The organism is Niallia sp. CD-39 (assembly GCF_059874745.1).
Genome location: NZ_JCBCPS010000001.1, coordinates 671494 through 695178, shown reverse-complemented (window position 1 = coordinate 695178; position 23685 = coordinate 671494). Strand labels below are relative to the sequence as shown.

The window sequence follows — 23685 nt, the reverse complement described above, 5'->3', positions numbered from 1 at the left end:
TTTAATATTGGAATTTATGTGGGGGTTACTTTCATGCAAAACCGGTTGCCATTTGCAATTAGTAAAACAGAAACATTTTATGATAAATTAGGTGAGTGGATCGGTGATGTTTTTTACGATATATTGCCTGATGCTGGCTTTGAAATTAGAGATGAACAAATTTTCATGGCGTATCAGCTAGAAAACGCTTATAAGGATAAAAAAGTAATTTTTGCAGAGGCTGGTGTCGGTACTGGTAAAACAATCGTGTATTTGCTGTATGCAATTGCATATGCAAGATATACAAATAAACCAGCGATCATCGCGTGTGCGGATGAGACGCTTATTGAGCAGCTTGTAAAAAAAGAAGGAGATATTGCCAAGCTAGAAAAGGTTCTAGAGCTAAACATCGACGTTCGCTTGGCAAAGTCTCGCAATCAGTATTTATGCTTGAAAAAGTTAGACACAAAGGTTTCTGAGTCGGAAGTCTTCCAAGAAATCTATCTTGATCTTCCAGATTTCGTTCACGCAGATGCATCGATGCAAACATATGAAAAATATGGTGATCGCAAAGACTATCCGCATTTAACGAATGAAGAGTGGGAAAAGGTTGGATGGGATTCATTACAAGACTGTTTTTCCTGCGACCAACGTCATCGTTGTGGACAAACACTACACAGAGATTACTACCGAAAATCTACTGATCTTATTATTTGTTCACATGATTTTTATATGGAACATATTTGGACAAAAGAGGCGAGAAAGCGTGAAGGCCAATTGCCGTTACTACCTGAATATTCATCAGTTGTATTTGATGAAGGTCATTTACTAGAATTTGCTGCACAAAAAGCGTTAACGTACCGGTTTACTGAACAAATTTTAGAGTCTTTGCTTACGAAGTTAATGGCAAACGATGTTCGAGAGAAAACATTGCATACAATCGAAACGATTATAGAACTGAATGAAGATTTCTTTACGGTTCTTATGGATGCTGCAGATCAAGAAAACTCATCTGATAAGAAAACAGTGCAAAAAACGCCGCTTGTCGAGAAAAAAGCGAAACAATTACTACAGTGGATTCACCAGCTTGAAGAAGAATTGGTTTTTGAAAGTGAAATGTATACGATTGAAGAATATGATTTGAAGATCGTTGAAGAGTACCTTGAACAAATCGGTTATTCTCTTACGTTATTTATTAAAGATTTAAAGGGAATCTATTGGTTTGAAGAGGTGGACTTAGAAAGAACACTCGTCATTATGCCAAGATTAGTAGAAGAAATCTTGAAGGATGAAGTTTTTTCACAAAAGATGCCGTTTGTTTTTTCTTCAGCAACCTTGTCTACAGAAAAATCATTCGATTATCTTGCGAATAGTTTAGGTGTTGGAACGTACTTATCATTTAACGTTAATTCACCATTCCATTATGAAGAAAACATGAAAGTATTCTTACCTCAGTTGGTACAAGAGGATTTGGATGCAAAGGATGAATATGTTAGACATGCACTAGAGGCAAGCGAAGGGCGTGGATTGCTGCTATTTGCTCATAAGCATGAAATGTTAGCCTTCAAACAAAGGATGGCTAATGAGTTACCGTGGACTACTTATTTTGAAGGTGACGGAGAGATTAGTACATTGGTGTCTCAATTTCAAAATGAGGAACAATCTGTTCTTTGCTCATATTCTCTTTGGGAAGGTCTCGATGTTCCTGGGCGTTCACTTGAGAATGTCTTGATTTATTCATTGCCTTATCCACCGAATGATCCTGTTTTCACGGCAAAAAGAGAAGCTGCAACAGACCCATTTAATGAGGTTGATTTGCCATATATGATGCTAAGGCTACGCCAAGGAATTGGGCGTCTTATTCGTTCACATAAAGACAATGGGACTGTTCATATTCTCATCCCTAAAAATGAAGAACAAGAAGTCAAAGGGAAAATTGAAGAAATCATGCCAGTTGAACCAATTCTTCAATAACACAAACCCCAAGCTTCTTATTATATAATAAAAGTTTCCTTGATAAATTTTATTAATGCACATGATATTATTGAGAGAAGTGGAACTAGTAAATGAGGTGTACAAAAGGGATACGCCTCTACGAAAACTATCTGTTTCGACTTTTCAGATGCTCGAAGATACGACATTTCTCCGTGAACTAACGAAATTATTAAGTATGAAAGCAACAAAAATGGCTGAAAAATATACAAATCCTCGGCTTTCCACTTGAAAGCCGGCTAGCGGATTTAATCTTGCAAACCGCTGATGAGGAGGTATATAAGGAGAAGTACGAAATTTTCTAGGTGTATCCTATCGCCACTTATATTATGTATTAGGTCCATTTTGTGGTAATGAAAGAGGAAGGGCGTCATTATCGTATTTGCAGCATGATAAATTAATTGAGCTTTGGTGATACTAAAAAATGGATAACAAAACCATTACTGACACAAGTAAATAAGGTTATTTAATTCCTTTTATGATAGTATTTAAAGAGAAATTGAAGGAGGATTTGCACGAAGTGATCAATATAACGATTCCAAAACCAAGTGTTACCATTACCAAACAGAAAAATCCTGAGCTAAGTAATATTTATGGGTTTACTGATTTTCATCTTATCCCTAGAGATAAGGGTGGTATCTTTATGTTTTATAACAATAATAAAGAGTTATTATTCGTTGGTAAGGCAAGGAAGTTGAGACCGAGAATAAAAAAACATTTTGAGGATACTGTATCTCCAATCAAAATGCATAGAGATGAAGTTACTAAAATTGAAGTTTGTGTGATTGAAGAACCTGTACATAGAGAAATTTATGAGACGTTCATTATTAATGAACTCAAGTCGAAGTATAATATAGACAAGGTGTTTTTTAAGTAAAACTTCATCAAGAGAGGCAATAGGTACAGTCAGATAAGACCATACCTATTGCCTTTTATCATTTGATAGAAAAAAGGATGAGAACTGTTGGATTGTTTAAGTACAAAATTAACGACCTATTTTTATACTTACAACTGTTATGAAGAGGAACGTTCATTATGTGCTTTAGAAATGCGCACATTATTTGGGGTTGGGCCTCAAACTGGTATTGTGGAAAGCCATATAAAGATTGATCCAAGTAGAAGTCCGTTCATGAAGGAAAGGGTTGCTGTCCTTTATGAGGGGAAAAGCCTTCAAGATCTTCTTAAACAAGTAGCAACCTTACAAGTAATGGGTGAAACATTTAAGGTGATTTATGTGAAAACACGAGGTTCTTCAAAAGCGGAACAAGAAGGATTTGAGAATCGACGTGCAATTGAGAAGGAAATTGGATTACATATCAATGGTGTCGCTGATATTCACCGCCCACAGCGATTGTTTGGTGTTATGGTTGTCAACGGAAGATGGGTATTCGGAGATTTTGTTGAAAGTGAGTCTATATGGTTTCGCCATCAGCAGAAACCGCATAGTTACTCTACTGCTCTAAACACACGTGTAGCAAGAGCGATTGTGAATATCGCCATTCCTAATCCCATTGGAATAAAGGCAATTGATCCTTGCTGTGGAATTGGTACCGTACTAGTAGAAGCCTTATCAATGGGGATTAATATTGCGGGGAGTGACAAGAATCCTCTTGTTCTTGGTGGAGCGAGAGAAAATATTGCCCATTTCGGGTTTACAGGAGAAGTAACATTGAAAGATATCCGTGACGTTACAATTCAATATGATGTAGCGATTATCGATTTGCCCTATAATCTGTGTTCGGTCATCACTCCTAAAGAGCAACTCGAAATCCTCAGAAGTGCCCGTAGATTTGCTGAAAAAGTAGTAGTGGTAACCGTTGAACCAATCGATGAAATCCTTACTCATGCGGGATTTGTCATAACTGACCGAGCTACCATTAAGAAAATGTCATTTACTCGCGAAGTAATTGTATGTAAGTAATTTCTTTAAACACAAAAAGACATGGATTTTCCATGCCTATGGTTGTATTTTATACATTCGTTAGCTCTAATATTGTCGATATTGATGAATGTAGGCAGTCTGTGGGGATTGTTGATTCTGTTGATTATTATTTTGATGAGATAAATTATCCTTTACTCTTCTGTTACATTCCTTGTATGGACCTATATTGGTGTTAGGATTAACGGAGGCGGTTATTTGTTTCCACTGATTTTGGTCAAGAAATTGATATGCGCCATATTGTTTGCAGGTGTAACTTTAAACAAGGAGGAGGGAAGATAAGTTGATTTATTTTCCCTCTACTCGATTGCAAAAACAAAGGTCTAGTCCTTCTTTTAAACTGGAGCTGGTACTCCGCGTTTTCGTAAAAAGATGTAGATTGAAATCCCTGTTAGGATGAGTATGCCAGCAGCTATTAAAAACCCTCCCTGAAATGAAACTTCAAGTACGCCGGTAACTGTTGATCCAGCCACGACTCCAAGTGAGAAAAACGCGTAAAATAGACCAAATGCTTGTCCTCTCGTTTCCTCCGTCGTATAGCGGACGAGCATCGCTGAAATAGAAGGAAACAACAATGAAAAACCGATTCCGTATACAACCATACAGGCGAATAAAAGGACAATCGCATCAGATACACTTAGAAAAATTAAAGCGATTCCAATGGTTACTAGTCCGAGCACCATTAAGTGGTGCTGCTTAAAGGAATCATAGATTTTATTAATAGGCAATAAAAACATCAGAATTGCCGTAACTCCAAACGTACTTAGCAAAGCACCGCTCATTTGAGTATCATAATTCATGCTGACAACTTTTAGCGGTAGCATATAAGCGAGCACTCCTTGGGCGAATAGCAGTGTAAATGCGCCGATATAGCTAATGGCGACCATGCGATTTTTTAATAAGTCTATAAGTATTCCAAGCGGTCGTTCGATCCGACGAGTTATAACAGTATTTGTCTTGGGTAAAAGAATGAGCGCAGCTATGCCAAAAACGATCATCACAACTGAAAGAATGGTAAATACAAGCTGTTCGTCATGTCTTGCTGCCATGATGCCACCGAATGCCGGCCCTAATATGGCTGATAGTCCAACTGCGGCACCAGAGATAGCCATTGATTTTCCTTGTTGATTTTTCTCGCTTTTATTAGCAACCATTGTGAATGCTGCTGGGACGATAAATCCACTCATAAACCCATGGATGAATCGAACGATAAGAAGATGTGTTGGTGTATCAATGAACGAATAGGTAGAGAGACCAACCCCTGTTAATAGAAGCCCAAATATGAGGACAGCCTTGGCTCCTCTTCGATCAATAAAATAACCTGCAAATATATTTCCAAACATATTCGTAAAAGAATACATTCCTACTGCCAACCCAATAATTGCTGGTGACGCCCCGAGACTTTGTGCGTAAGGACTCATAATAGGCAGCTGGGCAAACATATCAAAAAATGAGACGAGAACTATAAGTAATAAGAAATAGCGCATGATTTTTTTCTTTCCTTTATTATGTAATGTACTACTTTCATCATAAATTACTTTGCGTGTGGACTCAACCTAAACCTTTTTTGTAAGACAGATTCGAAAATTATGATAAAATGAAATCGAATAAATTAGGCTTGGAGGAATGAAAATGACAATGACAGAAAATACCCGTACGACAGAAGAACAATTTGTCGATTATGTAAAACATACAACTGCATTTAATGAAGCACTTAGTTTAATTTTTTGGGATTTAAGAACTGGAGCACCAAAAAAAGCGATTCAGCAGCGATCTGAAACAATTGGTGTTCTTTCTTCTGAAATTATGAAGCGATCCGTTTCAGAGGAAATGAAACAGTATATCGAGGAATTAAGTTCTTATAAAGAATCATTGTCAATACGCACACAAAAACTGCTTGAAGAATGTGAGAAGGAATACGATAGAAATAAGAAGATTCCTGAGAATGAATATAAGGAATATGTAATGCTTACTTCTCAAGCTGAAACAGTATGGGAAGAGGCAAAGGAGAAGTCGGACTTTTCTCTGTTTAAACCATATTTAGAAAAAATAGTAGCTACGAACAAAAAGTTTATTGAGTATTGGGGTTATGAAGGCAATAAGTATAATACTTTATTGGATATGTATGAGCCTGGGGTTACGGTTGAAACGTTGGATCATGTATTCGGGCAATTAAGAGAACAACTCGTTCCGCTTATCCAAAAAGTTGCTGAATCAACTCATAAACCGAAAACAGATTTCCTTTATGAGCATTTCCCAAAAGAAAAACAGCGAGACCTTAGCAAGGATATTCTTGAACAAATCGGGTATGACTTTGCCGCTGGTAGATTAGATGAAACAGTTCATCCTTTCGCGATTGGCTTAAACCCTGGAGATGTCCGAGTTACGACTAAGTATGACGAAAAGGACTTCCGTACAGCAGTATTTGGTACAATCCATGAAGGTGGCCATGGAATGTATGAGCAGAACATCTCAGAAGAGCTATCAGGAACACCGTTATGTCAAGGAACGTCAATGGGAATTCATGAATCGCAATCATTGTTTTATGAAAACTTCGTTGGTAGAAATGAATCATTCTGGAAGCATAATTATGAGTTGCTTAAGCAGCATACAGATGGGCAGTTTGAAGATGTTTCAGTTGAAGATTATTTCCGTGCTATCAATGAATCAAAGCCTTCTTTTATTCGTATTGAGGCAGACGAACTAACATATGCACTTCATATTATGATTCGGTATGAAATTGAAAAAGGCTTGTTCAATGACGAGTATACAGTTGATGAGTTGCCTACTGTATGGAATAAGAAGTATGAAGAATACTTGGGGATTACACCTCCAAATGATGCACAGGGAATATTACAAGATGTTCACTGGGCAGGAGGAAGCTTTGGATACTTTCCATCATATGCTTTAGGCTATATGTATGCTGCTCAGTTTAAGCATGCTATGCTAAAGGATCTACCGGATTATGATCAATTGTTAGAAACAGGAAACTTAGAGCCGATTAAAAAGTGGTTTGGTGAAAAAGTACATGTTTTTGGAAAAACAAAAAAACCTTTAGATATCTTAAATGATGTAACAGGTGAAGGGCTGAATGCTCAATATTTAGTTGATTATTTACATGATAAATATACGAAGGTATATAAGTTAACTTAAGTTTTTAGGGGACGTTTCATGAAACAATATCAGGCATATTTATTAATTGCAGCAGGGGCAAGTTTGTGGGGAATGATTGCACTGTTTGTAAAAGGCTTAGACCATCATCATTTTTCACCAATGGAAATTGTCGCAATTCGTATGGTTTGGGCTGCAATCTTTCTTCTTATCATTGGAGTAATATGGTACAGGAAACAGCTTAAGCTTAAGAACGTTTCAGACTTAAAGTATTTTATTGGAACAGGAATACTGAGCATTGCGTTCTTTAATTACTGCTATTTTACAACAATTAATGAAATGGGAGTGTCCGTTGCTGTTATCTTGCTTTATACATCACCTGCATTTGTTACAATTCTCTCATTTTTGTTTTTGAAAGAAACGATGAATAGATTTAAGGTGATGGCGGTTATTGGAACGATTGTAGGGTGTGCATTGATTGCAGGTTTCTCAGCGAGCAATTCGGAGATTACATGGATTGGGATATTAACTGGACTAGGTTCAGGGCTAGGCTATGCGTTGTATACGATCTTCGGCAAGTTTGCGTTAAAGAAATACCAACCATTTGCTGTTACTTTTTATACATTTATCGTTGGAGCGATTTTTTTAGTTCCAGTGACGCAATTATGGACGAAGTTCGATGTTCTATTTACAAAGGAAGTTTTATTGCTAAGCATCGGGTTAGGGTTTGTTCCAACGGTATTTGCGTATTTCCTGTATACTTGGGGACTTGAACATACTGAGGGCAGCAAAGCGTCTGTAATCGCTACAATAGAACCGGTTGTGGCAACATTAGTAGGAGTCTTTGTGTTTAGTGAACAATTAGGATTAAATCAATTTGTTGGAGCAGCACTTATTCTATGTGCAGTTTTACTAGTAAACAAAAATCCGGCAGCAAAGAAAATACGCGTCACATAAAAAAGCTTGCAGGTATCCTCCTGCAAGCTTTTTATACTATATAATAATTTACCAAGGCTGGAATGGCTTTGAACCTGGTGGGGCATTTTGAATCAGGTCAATAAATGGTACCGTATAAGCGAATAAGATTAGCAGAACGAGGATACCCATCCAAAGCTTCCAGTTTTCAAATACAAGAGGAGGACGATCAGCAGAATTAGCTGGTTCTCCTACTGGATATTCTTCTTCTCCTTTAGGTGCAAAGAATGCTAGTTGTACAAAGACGTAAATCATTACAATGATTGACAAGAATAGAATTGATCCACCGACAGCTTGGGCAACTTGATAAGGAATCCATTCAGTCGCTTGTGCTGATCCGCCATAATCAGAGAAAGTAGAGCGTCGTGGTGCGCCAAGTAAACCAGCAGCATGCATAGCACCTGACATAAATGTCATACCGACAGCCCATAACACACCTTGGATAATGGCTAGTTTATTTAATGTTTTAGAAAGCTTGCGCCCAGTAATATGTGGAACCAACCAATAAGAGATTCCAAAGAATGTAAGAATTACTGCAGTGGCAACCGTTAGATGGAAGTGTCCGGTTACCCAAATCGTGTTATGAACAACTTGGTTCATTTGATGAGAAGCATTGACTATTCCACCTGCACCTGCCGGAATAAACGCGAGCATGCCGATAAAAGGTACAACAAATCTTGCATCTTTCCAAGGGAGTTTCTTTACCCAACCAAACAAGCCTTTGGCCCCTTTTGAGCGACCAAATGTTTCAAATGTAGCGAATAAAGAGAATGCAGTCATTAATGATGGAATAACTACTAGGAATGTAAGAACAACCTGTAGGAATTTCCATGCAGCATCAATTCCCGGCTCCAAAAGTTGGTGATGAAATCCAACAGGGATTGAGAACAGCAAGAACAGAATAAATGATAGACGTGCAAGTGAATCAGAGAAAATCTTTCCACCTATTATTTTAGGAATGATTACATACCATGCCATATAAGCCGGAAGTAACCAGAAATAAACGAGTGGATGACCAAAATACCAGAACAATGTTCTACTAAGGGCTACGTTAACAGTATCTACTAAGCCTAAAGACCAAGGCAATAATTGAATAAGTACCGTTGCAGCAACACCAATCGTTGCAACAATCCACATTAAGATATTTACTAAAGCCATAAAAGTTAACAGTGGACTAGGTTGGCCAGGATTGGCTCTTTTCCATTCTGCATATTTCATTATAATGGTTGCGCTACCAAACCAACTTCCAACAATAACAAGAGTTAAACCTATATAGAAGATGGCATGTGCTTGTAATGGAGCATAAAACGTATACAGAACTGTTGCTTCATTTAATAAAATCATGACAGTAGCCATCAGGGTTCCTGTTAGCATAAGCCAGAAACCAGCCCAAGCAAGCTTCCGTTGTTTACCTGTGAACGTGCCAGATGTTATGCTGACAGCAGAAAACATGAAGCCCATAATGAAAAAGGTAGTTAACACTAACGCTAGAATGACTCCATGAACAGTTAAAACCTGATAGTATCCAATTCCTAAAGGTAACTCAAATTTACCTGATCGAACTAAAACTTGCAATAACCCCGCAAGGCCACCGATAAGTAATGATATAAATGCAACATACATATGGGCCATTACAAGCTTGCCATCTCGGCGATCGAGTTTATTCGTTACAGATTTTATCATGATTCAACCACCTCGATCTTAGAAGTCATAAGCGTGTGTCCAACACCACAATACTCATTACATAGAATTAAGTATTCACCAGTTTTATCAAAGGTTGTAACGATCTCACTAATGTAACCAGGTTCAAGCATCATATTGATGTTTGTTCCAGCAACTTGAAATCCATGAATGACGTCTCTTGTTGTTGCAATGATTTTAACTTTTGCACCAAGTGGAACCTCAACATTTCCTGGTGTGTAATTAAACGTTTCTGATATAAATACAAGTTCATAATCCCATGCTTTTCCTTCAACTTTCTTTAAACCTGGCTCATTAAATGGTGCCCGTGTATCCAATTTTTCTGGATCAACAGTCGCGATACAGCTTGGTGGCTGGTTTCCTAAATAAAAGGCACTTACACCTAGAACGGATAAAAAGAATAAGAGCGTTCCAACACCAAATGCAAGCCAGATTTTTTCATATTTATGAATATGCATAACGTATACCCCCTTTTTTACACTTCACTAAAATCTGTCAACAAATAACATAAATACACCGACCCATGTTACGATGAGAAAAAGGCCTACAAAGAAAACGGAAGCTAATGTTCCTTTTAAAGACGTGCCCTCTTCAACCTCACGTTTTGTATCAAGTTTCCTTTCTGCCTTAGTCATTGTTCGTTCACTCCTTTGTTTAAAAATGGTCAATAGCAATTTCTACACCTTCATCATACAAAAGAATGATCAATAATCTACTACCTTTATCTCAGTTCACAAATTGTTCATTCGTTACTTTTTCACTATGGAAATAGTAGAAAGTTGATATATAGGTGATATAAATCACTTGAAGTTCACAAAAAATGTGAATAAATTGTGAAGTGAGGAAAACACAAATATAGGTAGAGAGATGGATGTGAAATTGGAAAGAGAGGAATAAAATTGTATATACGAATATTCGGGTAATTTATCCATTAAAAAGTTCGTAAATTCGTCAATTTTCACTTGCAACTGTCCACTATAGTGATATAATAATTTATAAATTTAATAGACATTCATTCATATAATCGCAAGGATATGGCTTGCAAGTTTCTACCGGATTACCGTAAATGATCTGACTATGAGTGAGCAGACAATGATTCACATACATATGTGCTTTTTTGTGGCCTTCTAAAACCTAAGGCATTGCTTCACTCAGTTGTTGGGTGCAATGTCATTAGGTTTTTTGTTTTTTTACACAAGATATGTTTAGAAGGGGAGAAATACATGGAACGCTTACATGAAAAAATTCGCAATGAGGGCATTGTGTTATCAGAGTCTGTCTTAAAAGTAGACTCCTTCTTAAATCATCAGATTGATCCAATTCTAATGAAGGAGATTGGCGGGGAGTTTGCTAAACGATTTGCTGAAGAAGGCATTACAAAAATCTTAACGATCGAGTCTTCTGGAATTGCGCCTGCTGTTATGGCGGCATTGCAACTGAATGTAGAGGTTGTATTTGCGAGAAAACGGAAGTCATTAACATTAGTAAATGATTTATATACTTCTACGGTTTATTCTTTCACAAAACAAGAGTCAAACGATATTTCGGTATCTACGAAATTCATTGATGAAAATGATTGTCTCTTAATCATCGACGATTTTTTAGCGAATGGACAAGCTGCAATAGGCTTATTGGACATTGCGAAAAAGGCTGGTGCAAAAGTAGCTGGAATTGGGATTGTTATTGAAAAAGGGTTCCAGGATGGCGGACAATCATTGCGTGATTCAGGTGTTCGAGTTGAATCATTAGCCATCATTGAATCTTTAAAAGATGGAGAGATTACGTTTAAGAATACAGAGAAAAAGGAGCAACTAACATGAACAATCCATTAAAATTGGGCTCATTAGGGATTCAGCATGTACTTGCGATGTATGCAGGTGCAGTAGTTGTTCCACTAATTGTTGGTGGTGCATTAGGATTAACACCTGAACAATTAACATACTTAGTTTCAATTGACATTTTGATGTGTGGTGTCGCTACCATTCTTCAAGTCTGGAAGAATCGTTTTTTTGGAATTGGATTACCCGTTGTATTAGGTTGTACATTTACCGCAGTAGGTCCCATGATTGCAATTGGCGGAGAGTACGGGATTACTGCAATTTATGGCGCAATCATTGTCTCAGGTTTAATCGTTCTTCTTATTGCAGGATTTTTTGGTAAGCTCGTTCGATTCTTTCCACCTGTTGTTACAGGATCTGTTGTCACAATCATCGGGCTAACCCTAATTCCAGTTGCGATGAACAATATGGCTGGCGGTCAAGGAAGCAGTGACTTCGGTAGCTTAATGCACATTGGTCTTGCATTTGGTACGCTCTTATTCATTATTATTCTATATAAGTTTTTTACAGGCTTTATACGTTCAATCTCAATCCTTTTAGGAATCGCTTTAGGCACAGTGATCGCGTTTGCGATGGGCATGGTTGATTTTTCTCCAGTGAAAGAGGCATCGTTCTTCCATATGCCACAGCCATTTTACTTCGGAACTCCTACATTTGAAGTAACTGCAATTTTAACAATGACACTCGTAGCAATCGTTAGTTTAGTAGAATCAACAGGTGTTTACTTTGCGCTAGGTGATATTGTTAACAAGAAGGTAGAAGAAAAGGACTTAGCAAAAGGTTATCGTGCAGAAGGGTTAGCCATTTTCATTGGGGGAATTTTTAACGCGTTCCCGTATACAACATATTCACAAAATGTCGGCTTACTGCAATTATCAGGTGTTAAAACGAAAAACGTCATTTATGTAACAGGTTTCTTCTTAATTTTACTAGGATTAGTACCTAAAATTGGTGCATTAACAACTGTCATCCCTAAATCCGTACTAGGTGGTGCAATGGTTGCGATGTTTGGAATGGTCGTCGCTTATGGGATAAAGATGCTCAGCAAGGTGGACTTTGCTTTACAGGAGAATTTGCTCATAGTTGCGATCTCTGTTGGGTTAGGACTTGGTGTGACGGTCGTTCCAGAAATGTTTGCTGAACTGCCAAGTGGCATTCGCATCTTAACAGAAAACGGCATCGTTGCTGGAAGCTTCTCTGCAATCTTCCTAAATATCTTATTTAATATGGTAGGAAATCGGAAAAATAGGAATAAAGATCAAGACGAAATAAAAGCTTCTTAAAAATTAGAACGCAGCCTTAATTTTCACATGATTTAGGATTGTAAGCGCCAAATGATCCCACTTTCTCTAAGTTTGGATCATTTGACGCTAACAATAAAAGTGAATACTTTTTACTCTAATAAAACAGATGTTATTCCTAGTTGTTCATCAAACTTTTTGTTTCCATATTTAGTAATCAGAATTTGTCGTTCAGGTAATTTTTCTATCCATTTTTCTTTAAGTAAATAATTCATAATCGCACTGCCTAATGAGCCGGCTAAGTGATATTTTCGTTCACTCCAATCTAAACATTTTTTTGCAAAATATCTGTTTAACTTTTGCAATTCCTCGGTATCAATATCCCATCCTTTAAAAAATTCAATCCCTAATTCTGTGATAACAAATTCATTCTTACTTGATTCATCTAATAGATACCCCTTGGTTAATAATCCTTCCGTTATTTGTACGCCTAAAAGTCCTGCAAGGTGGTCATAACAACTTCTAGCCGTTTTTAATTTTTGATTGGAACGGTGGCTCCTTAATGAATTTACCTTTGGCTCAGGTGCTAATACACTTAAAGATTCAATAGCTTCTGCTACTTCTTTACTAGCAATCTTATAATACTTATGTCGACCATGTCTTTCCATTGTCAATAAACCACCTTCTACTAGTTTACTCAAATGGCTACTAGCAGTTTGCAAAGTGATCCCTGCTTTATCGGCTAGCTCTGAAGCTGGTAAACCATCCACTTCCATAAGACATTGCAAAATACTTGCTCGTGATGAGTCTGCAATTAGCTTCGCACTATGTGAAATGTCAGGTACGTATTTCATGTAAGTACACTCCTCAATAAATCGGTCATACTTCGATTATAGTCGAAGTATTTAGATGTTAAAATAAATCTATTAAATTTTCATTATTATGAGGGAGGTTAATTGTATGGATAGACAAGCATTATTGTTACTAAATTTTAAAGAGATTAGAAGAAGAAGCATAATAGTATGGAGTTCAATTCCAAATGATATGTTGGGGTGGAAACCAGACAAAGAGGCAATGTCTTGTGCCGAAATGATTAGACATGTATTAGAAGGAGAGTATTACTATCATAATATGTTAATTGCAGGTGGTTCTCATACTCTTGATGAATTAAATAATCCTTTTGTTGATAAAGAATTTATCTCAGTAGAAGATGAATTGAATTTTGTTAAGCAATATAGAAAGGATTTTGAGCACTATATTAAAGCAATCCCTAGCTTAGATCTAGAAACAAAAATGATTCATCGTGAAGATGTGGGGTACATGCGTTCTTTGGGTGATATGCTATTACGAATTGCTTACCACGAATCAGTACATACGGGTCAACTGTTAGATTATATGAGACAAATGGGAATAGCTAGACCTAATATTTGGGATTAAACATCATAAGTTTCAATTCCAAATTGAACGAACTTCCTAAGCAATTAGAAAGAGCTTTTTTTATTCCGCAAATGAGGGCATTTCTTGTTCAGTGGAAATGTCCTTTTCTTATTTCACAAAAGGGGCAATTATGTTGAAGACTGATGACGGTCTTCTACCAAAAAATAAATAAAGTGAAAAATTAGGTGTGTAGTGGTATCATCCAGATAAAATGAAAAGTGTTAAGAGGGGTGAAATTTATCAAATGCTTAGGTTAGAGTACTTTGGTAGAGACGATTTTGATTTATTAATAAGCTGGATAGACTCTCCCGAATTTCTTATGCAATGGGCAGGGCCTAATTTTAATCATCCATTAGATGAAGAACAATTAACTCAGTACATAAAAGGGACAAATAATAAAAATTCAGCCACATATATCTTTAAAGTAGTCTTAAATGAAACCAACGAAACTATTGGACATATATCTATAAATAATATTGATTTAAAAAACCGCTCTGCAAGAATCGGTAAAGTATTAATAGGGAACACAAGCATTCGTGGAAAGGGTATTGGTCAAAAGATGGTAAGTGCAGCACTCGATATTGCTTTCAACGAGTACTCTTTACATAGAGTTAGCTTGGGAGTATTCGATTTCAATGAATCAGCTATTAGGAGTTATGAAAAAGTGGGCTTTGTAAAAGATGGTCTACTTAGAGATTATCGGAAGATAGGAGATGAATATTGGAGCTTATGGGAAATGAGTATATTAGAAAATGAATGGGGAAGGTGTAAATCTTAAACCTCCTTTCGTAATAAGCTGCAAGTATGGAATAACTGCCTGCGAAATTCGAAGGTAGGTTAATTAAATAAAACTTAGAGGAATTGAATATTGAAGAGAAAATAAGGACAACTTGCCCTTTCTCAATATGGTCTAATAAATCATTAGCAATTGGAAAACATTATCCAATGAATCTACCATGCTATAACTGTTAAAATAAAGCTGCACAGCAACACCTTCAAAACGAATATTCAAGTTCCTCCGATTAGGAGGATTTTTTTGTGTAATAAATGAATAGTTTCCTCTATTTTTGGGAAAATAACCTATATTTAAGAGAGGACGAATTGTTATGCCGTATATTGTATCTGTAGCTGAAGCTCATCCGCCACATCGCATTGATCAAAATGAGGTGACCGATTTTGCTAAAAAGCTGTTTTCTAATTCGTTCAAAGATTTAAATCGCTTATTAAAGGTGTTCCAAAACGGCCAAATTGAAAGTAGGTATTTTGCTAAAGGTCTTGATTGGTTTGGGGTTGACCATTCGTTTCAAGAAAAGAATGATGCCTACGTAGAGATGAGCGTTGAATTAGGAGCGGAAGCGATTCAATCTTGCTTACAAAGTGAAGCTTATTTAAAGAAGCAAATTTCATACGAAGAAATTGATGCAATTTTTACCGTATCAAGCTCTGGTCTTGCTACACCAACTTTAGATGCGAGGATTATGAACATTTTACCTTTTAATGAGCAAACAAAGCGTATCCCTTTATGGGGTCTTGGGTGTGCAGGTGGAGCAGTGGGTTTGTCAAGAGCGTATGAATATTGCTTAGCCTATCCAAATGCAAAGGTCATCCTCCTATCAGTTGAACTTTGTAGCTTAACATTCCAAAAAAATGATCGCAGTAAAAGCAATTTGATTGGAACTTCTCTATTCGCTGACGGGGTAGCTGCCGTCTTGATGGTAGGCGACGAGGTGGAAAGACAGCAGTGGCAAGCTATTCCTCACGTCCCTAAAATTCATGGAACACAATCTACAACGATGAAGAACTCTTTAGATGTCATGGGTTGGGATGTGAAGGATGACGGATTATACGTTATTTTTTCAAAAGATATACCAGATGTCATTGATAAGTGGTTAAAACCGAATGTGGAGAAATTCCTTCATGAGAAAAGCGTTAAATTGCAAGAAGTTGACCATTTTATTGCTCATCCCGGTGGGAAGAAAGTAATTGATGCTTATCAGAGTTCATTAAAATTTGATGAGGATAAAACAAGAATTTCACTAGAAGTACTTAAACAATTTGGCAATATGTCTTCACCAACAATTCTATACGTATTAAATCGATTTATGAAGCAGGCAAAAGGTGGAGAACTTGGCTTGGCATGTGCACTAGGGCCCGGGTTTAGCTCAGAACTTTTACTATTGGAGTGGGTATGATGGAGTTTGTATTTTCAATCTTTTTCTTTTTTATCATCGCTCAGAGAGTAGTCGAGTTGTTTTTAGCAAAGCGAAATGAACAATGGATAAAGAGTCAGGGCGGGATCGAGTTCGGACAAGCTCATTATCCTTTTATGGTCGTAATGCATGTAGCATTCTTTGTATCATTATGGGTTGAAGTTAACTATTTTGTTGAAGGAGAACCACCACTCTTTTTTTATTTAGTACCATTATTTATTGTTCTCCAGTTAGGTCGGCTATGGGCAATTGCTTCTCTAGGCCGATATTGGAATACGAAGATCATCGTCCTACCGAATGCAAAGATCGTCCAAAAAGGTCCGTATAAATGGCTCAAGCACCCGAATTATATAATCGTTGCTCTAGAGATTATTGTGATACCGTTGCTATTTCATGCTTTGTTCACAGCAGCACTATTTACAGCTCTCAATGCATGGATTTTAACAATACGTATACGCGAAGAGGAAAAAGCACTCAAATCCTTAACGAATTATAAAGACATGTTTACCAAAAAAACAGAAATTGAATTACCGAATGACTAAGGTTCAGAATTAAATTCTGGATCTTTTTTATACGATTAGAATGTAAATACTTGTTTTACAAATGACGTAACACTAATACATACTTTACAAGCATTCTGGTATTAACTAAGTACGATCACTGTGATAATTTTTAATGAAATATGAATTACTATTATAGCTCTAATTATTCAACTATTGTGTAAGGCGACGACTCCTCGGAAGAAAATCACGCAGGAATGGTTTTTCTTCGGAGGAGTTGAAGCGTTGCCAGCGTAAAGCGTTCGCCTAAAGATATAATCGAAAATTATCTATAGTTCTTACATAAAAGAATCATTCACTAGTTGTTAATATGTTTTTCATTTATTAATAACTCAATGGATAAATTTATCATTAATTCAATTAAATTGAACAAGGGCGAGTCCAGCTGAAATGTAAATAGTGGTTATTTTTAAAAACATTCTGTCCAGTTGTATAGGAAAAGTGAGAAAAATCATATAAAATAATAGGTATAAAAATGAACAAGGGGTACGTGTGATGGTTCAGTCAACAAAACAAGCAATTGACAGTCAAGAGTTACTAACGAGAATTGCTGCTTTACATGAGCAATTTGAAAAAACAAACGATGACCAATCGGCGAATCGCGCAAAAGATTTAGCGCGAAAACTTAATAATAAAGAATTTGCAATTGCCTTCTGTGGCCACTTTTCGGCTGGAAAATCAAGTATGATCAATCAACTTGTCGGAGAGCCACTACTCCCATCAAGTCCAATTCCGACGAGTGCAAACTTAGTAAAGGTGAGATCTGGAGAAGAATATGCTAAGGTTTTCTTTAAAAACGGCAAGATTCTCCTATATCCTGCTCCATATGACTATGAAGAGCTAAAGAAGCATAGCAAGGACGGAGATCATATTGAAACGGTTGAAATCAGCCATCTAACAAACGCTTTACCAGCTAATGCGGTCATTATGGACACACCAGGAATTGATTCTACAGATGATGCTCATAGGGTGGCAACTGAGTCTGCCCTTCATTTAGCGGATATCGTTTTTTATGTGATGGATTATAACCATGTTCAGTCTGAACTGAATTTCTTATTTACAAAAGAATTAACAAACGCTGGAAAAGAAGTGTATTTGATCATTAATCAAATTGACAAGCATCGTGAAGAGGAGCTGTCATTCCTTTCATTCCAGCAAGGCGTGAAGGATTCCTTTGCATCATGGGGGGTAGAGCCGGCAAGAATTTTTTATACATCGTTACGTGATTTTGAGCATCCGAAAAATGAATTTACTGATTTAAAATCCTATGTGCATGAAAGATTAGCAGGGGGAGAGGAGCAATTGCCAAAAACAATTTGGCACTCCTTACAAAAGCTTGCAGAAGAGCATCTTCACTATCTTGAAGAGCAAGCTGCAATTCAAGCGGACGAAAGCGAAAAAGCGCTCCAACAAATTCCAAACGATGAACGAGCGCTCATTCTGGAGAAGCTGCAGCAAGTTGAGGAAAAGCGCGTAAACCTGCAATCTGAACTAAATCACTATCCTGTCACCGTCAATCGTGCATTGGATGAGTTGTTGGATAATGCGTATATCATGCCTTTTGAAACAAGAGAATTGGCAGAAAAATATATTGAAGCGAATCAAAAAGACTTTAAGGTTGGAATGTTTTTTACGAAGCAAAAAACAGAACAAGAACGATCAGGTCGTTTGCGTGCATTTTATGAAGATGTGAAGGAGAAAGTAACTGCGCAAATCGATTGGCATGTGAAGCAATTATTCTTAAATGAACTAAAAAAGCATGAAATCTATGATCAAGAACTTCAAGATGACATTCAATCATATGAAACGGCATTTGTACCCGAATTACTAACAGATACATTAAAAAGTGGGGCGAGGTTAACAGGTGATTATGTTTTGCAGTATACGAATGATGTCGTTGCTTCTATTAAGAAGATGGTGAAGCAACAATCTGAAGGAATTAGAAACCGTTTATCTGATATTCACCATGCTAAACGTAACAAAGAATTGACTGAAGTTGAAGAGGAGTGGAAGGTTCAAGCAGAGTTAGCTAAACACTACAAGCAACTCACGCAACTAACCGAAAATCTAGAACTTGAAAAGTATCACTGCAAAGCATTGCTTGTCGATCTTCTTCGCAGTGAATATAAAGACAGAGTCCTGCTAATTACAGAAATTCATGAAGAGTACGAAATACGTACTGAAGTAGAAAAAGAGAATGCGGCGATAGAGTCAGTTGATGTAGAGAATAATGAAATAACAAACGAAGGTAAACAAGAAACGGAAATTCCAGTTGAAGCGACAATTAATAAGCTACAAAGTACTGCTGGTGCCCTAGCAGATCTACCAGGTTTTAAACGTATGACCGAGCAATTGCTCAAAAAGAGCGAACGTCTCGCGAATCAACAATTTACAGTAGCGCTTTTCGGTGCATTTAGTGCAGGGAAATCCTCGTTTGCAAATGCATTAATTGGAGAGAAGGTATTGCCAGTTTCGCCGAACCCGACGACAGCTGCAATCAATAAAATTATGCCAACAACTGAAGAGCATACACATGGAACAGTGCTCGTTTATGTAAAGCAAAAAGAAATTATACTTGCTGATGTCCAAAGCTCATTGCATGTGTTTGGAAAAGAAGCGGAAAATTTCTCAGAAGCGATCCTACAAATAGAAAAAGTGTTAACAGAAAAGCATCACTTTGAGGCGCAAGAGAAAACTCATTTTGCTTTCCTACAAGCATTTTTACATGGATTCTCTTATTTTGAGGATAGATTTGGGGAAATAATCTCAACCGATTTATCACAATTAGAGGGTTTCGTTGCTAAAGAAGAGAAGTCTTGCTTTGTTGAAGTGATTGAGGTTTATTATGATAGTCCATTAACACAGCTAGGCGTAACGCTCGTAGATACACCTGGAGCAGATTCAATCAATGCAAGGCACACGGGAGTTGCATTTAATTATATTAAAAATTCCGATGCAATCCTGTTTGTTACTTATTATAATCATGCGTTTTCGAAAGCAGATAGAGAGTTTCTCATTCAACTCGGTCGTGTGAAAGATAGTTTTGAAATGGATAAGATGTTCTTTGCAGTCAATGCGATCGATCTAGCAAATGATGAAGAAGAATTAAAGGATGTCATGGATTATGTTGGTGGTCAACTTAAACTGTATGGCATTCGTAAGCCTTCATTATTCGGTATTTCCAGTTTACTTGCATTACAAGAGAAAAAAGAGAACAAACAATTAGAGATTTCGAATTTCAGCTCATTTGAAGACTCATTTTATCGATTTATTCAACAAGATTTAATGAGAATTTCCATCCAATCAGCAGAATTAGAATGGAAGAGAGCATCCGACCAATTGGAGGAGTTTATTGCTTCTTCGACAGAGGATAAATCGAAGCGGGAGGCAAAGAAAGAGCAACTGTTAAACGAACAAAAAGAAGTAATAAAGATCGTGCGAACACAGGGACTTGCATCATTGGAAAAACGTCTCCATCAAGAAGTTGATGAGTTGGTTTTCTATATAAAGCAAAGAGTATTTTTACGCTTTAATGACTTCCTGAAAGAATCGTTTAACCCCTCGTTATTAAAGGATGATGGGCGAAGCTTAAAGGCAGCATTGCAAACGGCGCTACGAGATTTTCTAACAAGCTTTGGCTTTGACTTTGCACAGGAGCTGCGGGCAACAACAATTCGTACGGAGCGATATATCCAAAAATTGATTGCTGAACAAGCGGAAAAACTGTTGCATGAGATGAAGGAAATGAAGAGCTCGTTTGTTTTTAGTCCATATGAAAGCAATTCTTTTGAAAGCATTGATTTTGAAACAGCCTTTCAGCAAGAAGATCCATCAAGTTTTAAAAAAGCGCTGAGCTACTTTAAAAATCCAAAGTCATTCTTTGAAAAGAATGATCGCAAATTTCTTGGTGAAGAATTGATGCAAGCATTAGAAACACCTAGCACATCCTATTTAACAGTAGAGGGCGAAAGAATTAAGCAACACTATGTCGACCTCTTAGAAAAAGAGATGAATGCCTTTTTACAAACAATTGAACTAGAAGCAAATGAGTACTACAGTGGCATGATTACGGCACTAACGATTGACTACTCGATTGAGGAACTAGAAGCCATCAAACAAAAAGTAATAGGATAGGTGGAGGTCAGGAGGAGTTCATGGAAAAGGATTTTCATGCATGTGCAACCTGTATTCACTTTTTACCGATAAAGCATGCTGAAGGGATGAACTATTATTGTCGGCGCTTAGGGTATGAAACGAAGCCATCTTACAAGTTTACTTGTTGGACACCAAAAGAACATATTAAGAGATTAATCGATCAACAGCTAAAAAAAGAGGAGTGAAGTATATGAAGCATTTAGTTGGAGTAAAAGACTTAAAGCAAAAGATCGATGCAAATGAAGTAAGAGTTGTAGATTGCCGCTTTAATCTAGCAAACCCATCAGCGGGGAAAGAAGAGTACGAAAAAGCTCATCTGCCAGGTGCTGTTTATTTTCATCTGAATGAAGACCTGTCCTCTGCTGTTGAGAAACATGGTGGCCGGCATCCACTACCAGCTATTGATGATTTTGTAAGTAAGCTTGAGGAGGCAGGGATTTCAAATGATACAATCCTCGTTGCCTACGATAATGGTGGTGCTTTCGCTTCCCGTTTTTGGTGGATGCTAAAACATTTAGGTCATGAGCATGTTTATGTATTAAATGGTGGATACAATGAATGGGTAAAAGCCGACTTACCAACTACTGCAGAAGTTCCTTCCTTTGAAAAAGGCAGCTATCAACCGGAAGTTCAACTACAGTTGCTAGCTTCTTATGAAGATGTAAAGCATGTCGTTGAGAGCAAAAGTAATGAGGCTGTTTTGATCGACTCTCGCGAGGAAAAACGGTACTTAGGCATTGAAGAGCAGATTGATCATACAGCAGGCCATATTCCAAATGCGATCAACAAAGTTTGGCTTGAAGGGATGGATAATGGGGCATTCAAATCCGAACAAGATCAAATCAATCGATTTGCTGATTTAGATAGAAATGCAGAAATCATCGTTTATTGTGGTTCAGGGGTAACAGCCTCCCCAAACTTCTTAGCATTAAAGGAAGCAGGGTTTGAAAACGTAAAGCTCTATGCTGGAAGCTATAGTGATTGGATTTCTTATGTGGATGCACCAATTGCAACAGGAAAAGAAGAAGAGTAAACAAGAAAAGCACGAGGAAATTTCTCGTGCTTTTCATGTTATAATAGAAAAGTTATACGAAATAGGAGGTATTTTTATGGGTGAAAACAATCGTCAATCCTTGTTATTAGTGGACGGGATGGCTTTATTATTTCGAGCTTATTTTGCTACAGCAATGACTGGGCAGTTTATGATTAATTCAAAAGGAGTTCCAACGAACGGGATCCATGGGTTTGTAAAGCATTTCCTTACAGCGGTTAACAAGTTTAACCCAACACATGTGGCAGTTTGTTGGGATATGGGCAGCCACACGTTCCGCACCGATTTATATAATGGCTATAAAGCGAATCGTCCGGCACCACCAGAAGAGTTAATTCCTCAATTTGATCTTGTGAAAAAGGTCGTTTCTGCTTTTGATGTACCGAATATTGGATTGGTTGGTTACGAAGCGGATGATTGCATCGGTACAATTGCAAAACTTGCAAAAGCAGAGTATGATGTGACAATATTAACAGGCGATCAAGACATCTTACAATTGCTTGATGATGGTATCCAAGTGGCGCTACTACAAAAGGGCTACGGTAACTATCTGGTTCATACAGTCGATACATTTTTCACCGATAAGGGAATAACACCATATCAAATGATCGACTTAAAAGCATTTATGGGTGATACAAGCGATAATTACCCCGGGGTAAAGGGGATTGGTGAAAAAACTGCGTTGAAGCTCTTGCAACAGTTTGAGCATATCGAAGGTGTATTAGAAAACCTTGCATCGTTGACTAAAGGACAACGTACTAAGATTGAACAAGATTTGGACATGCTGCACCTAAGCCGAGAGCTTGCTACAATTAAATGTGATGTACCAGTTGAAATAAATTACGAAGAAGCACTATTTTTCATTAATGAAGAAAAAGTACTCGTATCCTTCGAAGAACTAGAATTCAAAAACCTACACAGCTTCTTGCCTAAAAAGAAAGCGAATGTATAAAAGATCAAGATGATCGGGCACACAGTGAACGATCATCTTTTTTATGTGCGAAAACAGTAGAAAGTTGTCGGAATTTACGATAAAATTCATTGTAGGACAATTGACTTATGAGAGGATGAGAAGCATTCGTGAAATCCTTAGAAGATTATTTGCTTTTTTTAAAGCAAAAGGGCTTTCAATTACAAGATGACGCAATCGGATTTATCTACTTCGGAAAGCACTCTACAGCTGTTAATGAGGAAGTTGTAATAGCGGCAATTGAATTAACATTAAAAGCACAAAAAACATTTGATGCTAGCTTCTATATGTCATTGCTAGAAGTATTCGCTGCCAATAAAATAGAGAACAAAAAAGACGCATTGAACTATGTGCGAGTCAATAAACTCTTATCGATGTAATCGATTTAAATAAAATCGTAGACAAAGTCAATTTTTTGACTTTGTCTACATGTTTTTAAAGGTATTTTTAATCGCAGTAAAGAACTTTCAGATTGTCATAAAACGCATGTTATTATACGCACGCTGCATTAGTGAAGACCTAAATA

The 23685-nt window shown here is 37.2% G+C and carries 21 protein-coding genes, 1 pseudogene and 1 riboswitch; of the genes and pseudogenes, 17 read left to right on the top strand and 5 right to left on the bottom strand.

The annotated features are described in order from the left end of the window. The first annotated feature begins 33 nt into the window (after positions 1-33). The 4 genes and pseudogenes from AC6F34_RS03470 (at position 34) to AC6F34_RS03455 (ending at position 3892) form a co-directional block, all read left to right on the top strand. Positions 34-1953 carry an ATP-dependent DNA helicase gene (locus AC6F34_RS03470; protein WP_500768989.1) on the top strand — a complete coding sequence of 640 codons (1920 nt, stop codon included), beginning with the start codon at positions 34-36 and terminating at the stop codon, positions 1951-1953. A 30-nt stretch (positions 1954-1983) separates the two neighbouring features. Next, positions 1984-2372: pseudogene (locus tag AC6F34_RS03465) on the top strand (transcriptional regulator YeiL); the annotation flags it as partial. Positions 2373-2491: 119 nt separating this feature from the next. Beyond that, complete coding sequence (locus AC6F34_RS03460; RefSeq protein WP_500768987.1) at positions 2492-2848, top strand: nucleotide excision repair endonuclease; 357 nt, start codon at positions 2492-2494, stop codon at positions 2846-2848. An 87-nt stretch (positions 2849-2935) separates the two neighbouring features. After that, positions 2936-3892, top strand: a complete 957-nt coding sequence (locus AC6F34_RS03455) for a TRM11 family SAM-dependent methyltransferase (protein ID WP_500768985.1) — start codon at positions 2936-2938, stop codon at positions 3890-3892. A gap of 353 nt (positions 3893-4245) precedes the next feature. Here AC6F34_RS03455 and AC6F34_RS03450 read toward each other — a convergent pair whose 3' ends face one another. After that, positions 4246-5445, bottom strand: a complete 1200-nt coding sequence (locus AC6F34_RS03450; RefSeq protein ID WP_500770116.1) for an MFS transporter — start codon at positions 5443-5445, stop codon at positions 4246-4248. Between the two features lie 103 nt (positions 5446-5548). Between AC6F34_RS03450 and AC6F34_RS03445 the strand changes: the two genes are divergently transcribed. Both AC6F34_RS03445 and AC6F34_RS03440 read left to right on the top strand, forming a co-directional pair. Beyond that, on the top strand, positions 5549-7063 hold the full coding sequence (locus tag AC6F34_RS03445) for a carboxypeptidase M32 (protein WP_500770114.1): 1515 nt from the start codon (positions 5549-5551) through the stop codon (positions 7061-7063). 18 nt (positions 7064-7081) lie between these two features. Further along, the gene (locus AC6F34_RS03440; protein WP_500768983.1) at positions 7082-7978 is read left to right on the top strand and encodes a DMT family transporter; all 897 of its coding nucleotides are present in this window, start codon (positions 7082-7084) and stop codon (positions 7976-7978) included. A gap of 48 nt (positions 7979-8026) precedes the next feature. Here AC6F34_RS03440 and AC6F34_RS03435 read toward each other — a convergent pair whose 3' ends face one another. Genes AC6F34_RS03435 through AC6F34_RS03425 form a run of 3 tightly spaced genes read right to left on the bottom strand, consistent with a single transcriptional unit; the run spans position 8027 to position 10332 of the window. Then, positions 8027-9679 (bottom strand): b(o/a)3-type cytochrome-c oxidase subunit 1, encoded by a 1653-nt coding sequence (locus AC6F34_RS03435; protein WP_500768981.1) that lies wholly within the window; start codon positions 9677-9679, stop codon positions 8027-8029. Beyond that, positions 9676-10155, bottom strand: coding sequence for a cytochrome c oxidase subunit II (locus tag AC6F34_RS03430; protein ID WP_500768979.1), 480 nt, complete (start codon positions 10153-10155; stop codon positions 9676-9678). The genes AC6F34_RS03435 and AC6F34_RS03430 overlap by 4 nt, the downstream gene beginning before the upstream one ends. 27 nt (positions 10156-10182) lie before the next feature. Next, positions 10183-10332, bottom strand: a complete 150-nt coding sequence (locus AC6F34_RS03425; protein ID WP_500768977.1) for a cytochrome c oxidase subunit 2A — start codon at positions 10330-10332, stop codon at positions 10183-10185. Positions 10333-10693: 361 nt separating this feature from the next. After that, positions 10694-10795: riboswitch (purine riboswitch) on the top strand. A gap of 125 nt (positions 10796-10920) precedes the next feature. Here AC6F34_RS03425 and AC6F34_RS03420 point away from each other — a divergent pair. After that, on the top strand, positions 10921-11517 hold the full coding sequence (locus AC6F34_RS03420; protein ID WP_500768975.1) for a xanthine phosphoribosyltransferase: 597 nt from the start codon (positions 10921-10923) through the stop codon (positions 11515-11517). Then, positions 11514-12818 (top strand): nucleobase:cation symporter-2 family protein, encoded by a 1305-nt coding sequence (locus tag AC6F34_RS03415; protein ID WP_500768973.1) that lies wholly within the window; start codon positions 11514-11516, stop codon positions 12816-12818. Before AC6F34_RS03420 ends, AC6F34_RS03415 begins: the two co-directional genes overlap by 4 nt. Before the next feature lie 110 nt (positions 12819-12928). Here the strand turns inward: AC6F34_RS03415 and AC6F34_RS03410 are convergent, their stop codons facing one another. Then, positions 12929-13630, bottom strand: coding sequence for an ArsR/SmtB family transcription factor (locus AC6F34_RS03410; RefSeq protein WP_500768971.1), 702 nt, complete (start codon positions 13628-13630; stop codon positions 12929-12931). 106 nt (positions 13631-13736) lie between these two features. Between AC6F34_RS03410 and AC6F34_RS03405 the strand changes: the two genes are divergently transcribed. From AC6F34_RS03405 to AC6F34_RS03365, 9 genes are all read left to right on the top strand, one after another. Continuing rightward, positions 13737-14213 carry a DinB family protein gene (locus AC6F34_RS03405; protein WP_500768969.1) on the top strand — a complete coding sequence of 159 codons (477 nt, stop codon included), beginning with the start codon at positions 13737-13739 and terminating at the stop codon, positions 14211-14213. 244 nt (positions 14214-14457) lie between these two features. After that, a complete protein-coding gene (locus tag AC6F34_RS03400; protein WP_500768967.1) occupies positions 14458-14991 on the top strand; it encodes a GNAT family N-acetyltransferase in 534 nt (177 codons plus the stop codon). Between the two features lie 328 nt (positions 14992-15319). Next, positions 15320-16405 (top strand): type III polyketide synthase, encoded by a 1086-nt coding sequence (locus AC6F34_RS03395; protein WP_500768965.1) that lies wholly within the window; start codon positions 15320-15322, stop codon positions 16403-16405. Beyond that, positions 16405-16965 carry an isoprenylcysteine carboxyl methyltransferase family protein gene (locus AC6F34_RS03390; RefSeq protein ID WP_500768963.1) on the top strand — a complete coding sequence of 187 codons (561 nt, stop codon included), beginning with the start codon at positions 16405-16407 and terminating at the stop codon, positions 16963-16965. The genes AC6F34_RS03395 and AC6F34_RS03390 overlap by 1 nt, the downstream gene beginning before the upstream one ends. A 513-nt stretch (positions 16966-17478) precedes the next feature. Continuing rightward, on the top strand, positions 17479-21117 hold the full coding sequence (locus AC6F34_RS03385; protein ID WP_500768961.1) for a dynamin family protein: 3639 nt from the start codon (positions 17479-17481) through the stop codon (positions 21115-21117). Positions 21118-21137: 20 nt separating this feature from the next. Beyond that, on the top strand, positions 21138-21323 hold the full coding sequence (locus AC6F34_RS03380; RefSeq protein ID WP_500768959.1) for a hypothetical protein: 186 nt from the start codon (positions 21138-21140) through the stop codon (positions 21321-21323). Between the two features lie 5 nt (positions 21324-21328). Continuing rightward, positions 21329-22171 (top strand): sulfurtransferase, encoded by an 843-nt coding sequence (locus AC6F34_RS03375; protein ID WP_500768957.1) that lies wholly within the window; start codon positions 21329-21331, stop codon positions 22169-22171. Between the two features lie 76 nt (positions 22172-22247). Continuing rightward, positions 22248-23141, top strand: a complete 894-nt coding sequence (locus tag AC6F34_RS03370; RefSeq protein ID WP_500768955.1) for a 5'-3' exonuclease — start codon at positions 22248-22250, stop codon at positions 23139-23141. A gap of 128 nt (positions 23142-23269) precedes the next feature. Beyond that, positions 23270-23539: a DUF6123 family protein gene (locus AC6F34_RS03365; protein WP_500768953.1), complete on the top strand. Its 270-nt coding sequence runs from the start codon at positions 23270-23272 to the stop codon at positions 23537-23539. The last annotated feature ends 146 nt before the right edge of the window (positions 23540-23685 follow it).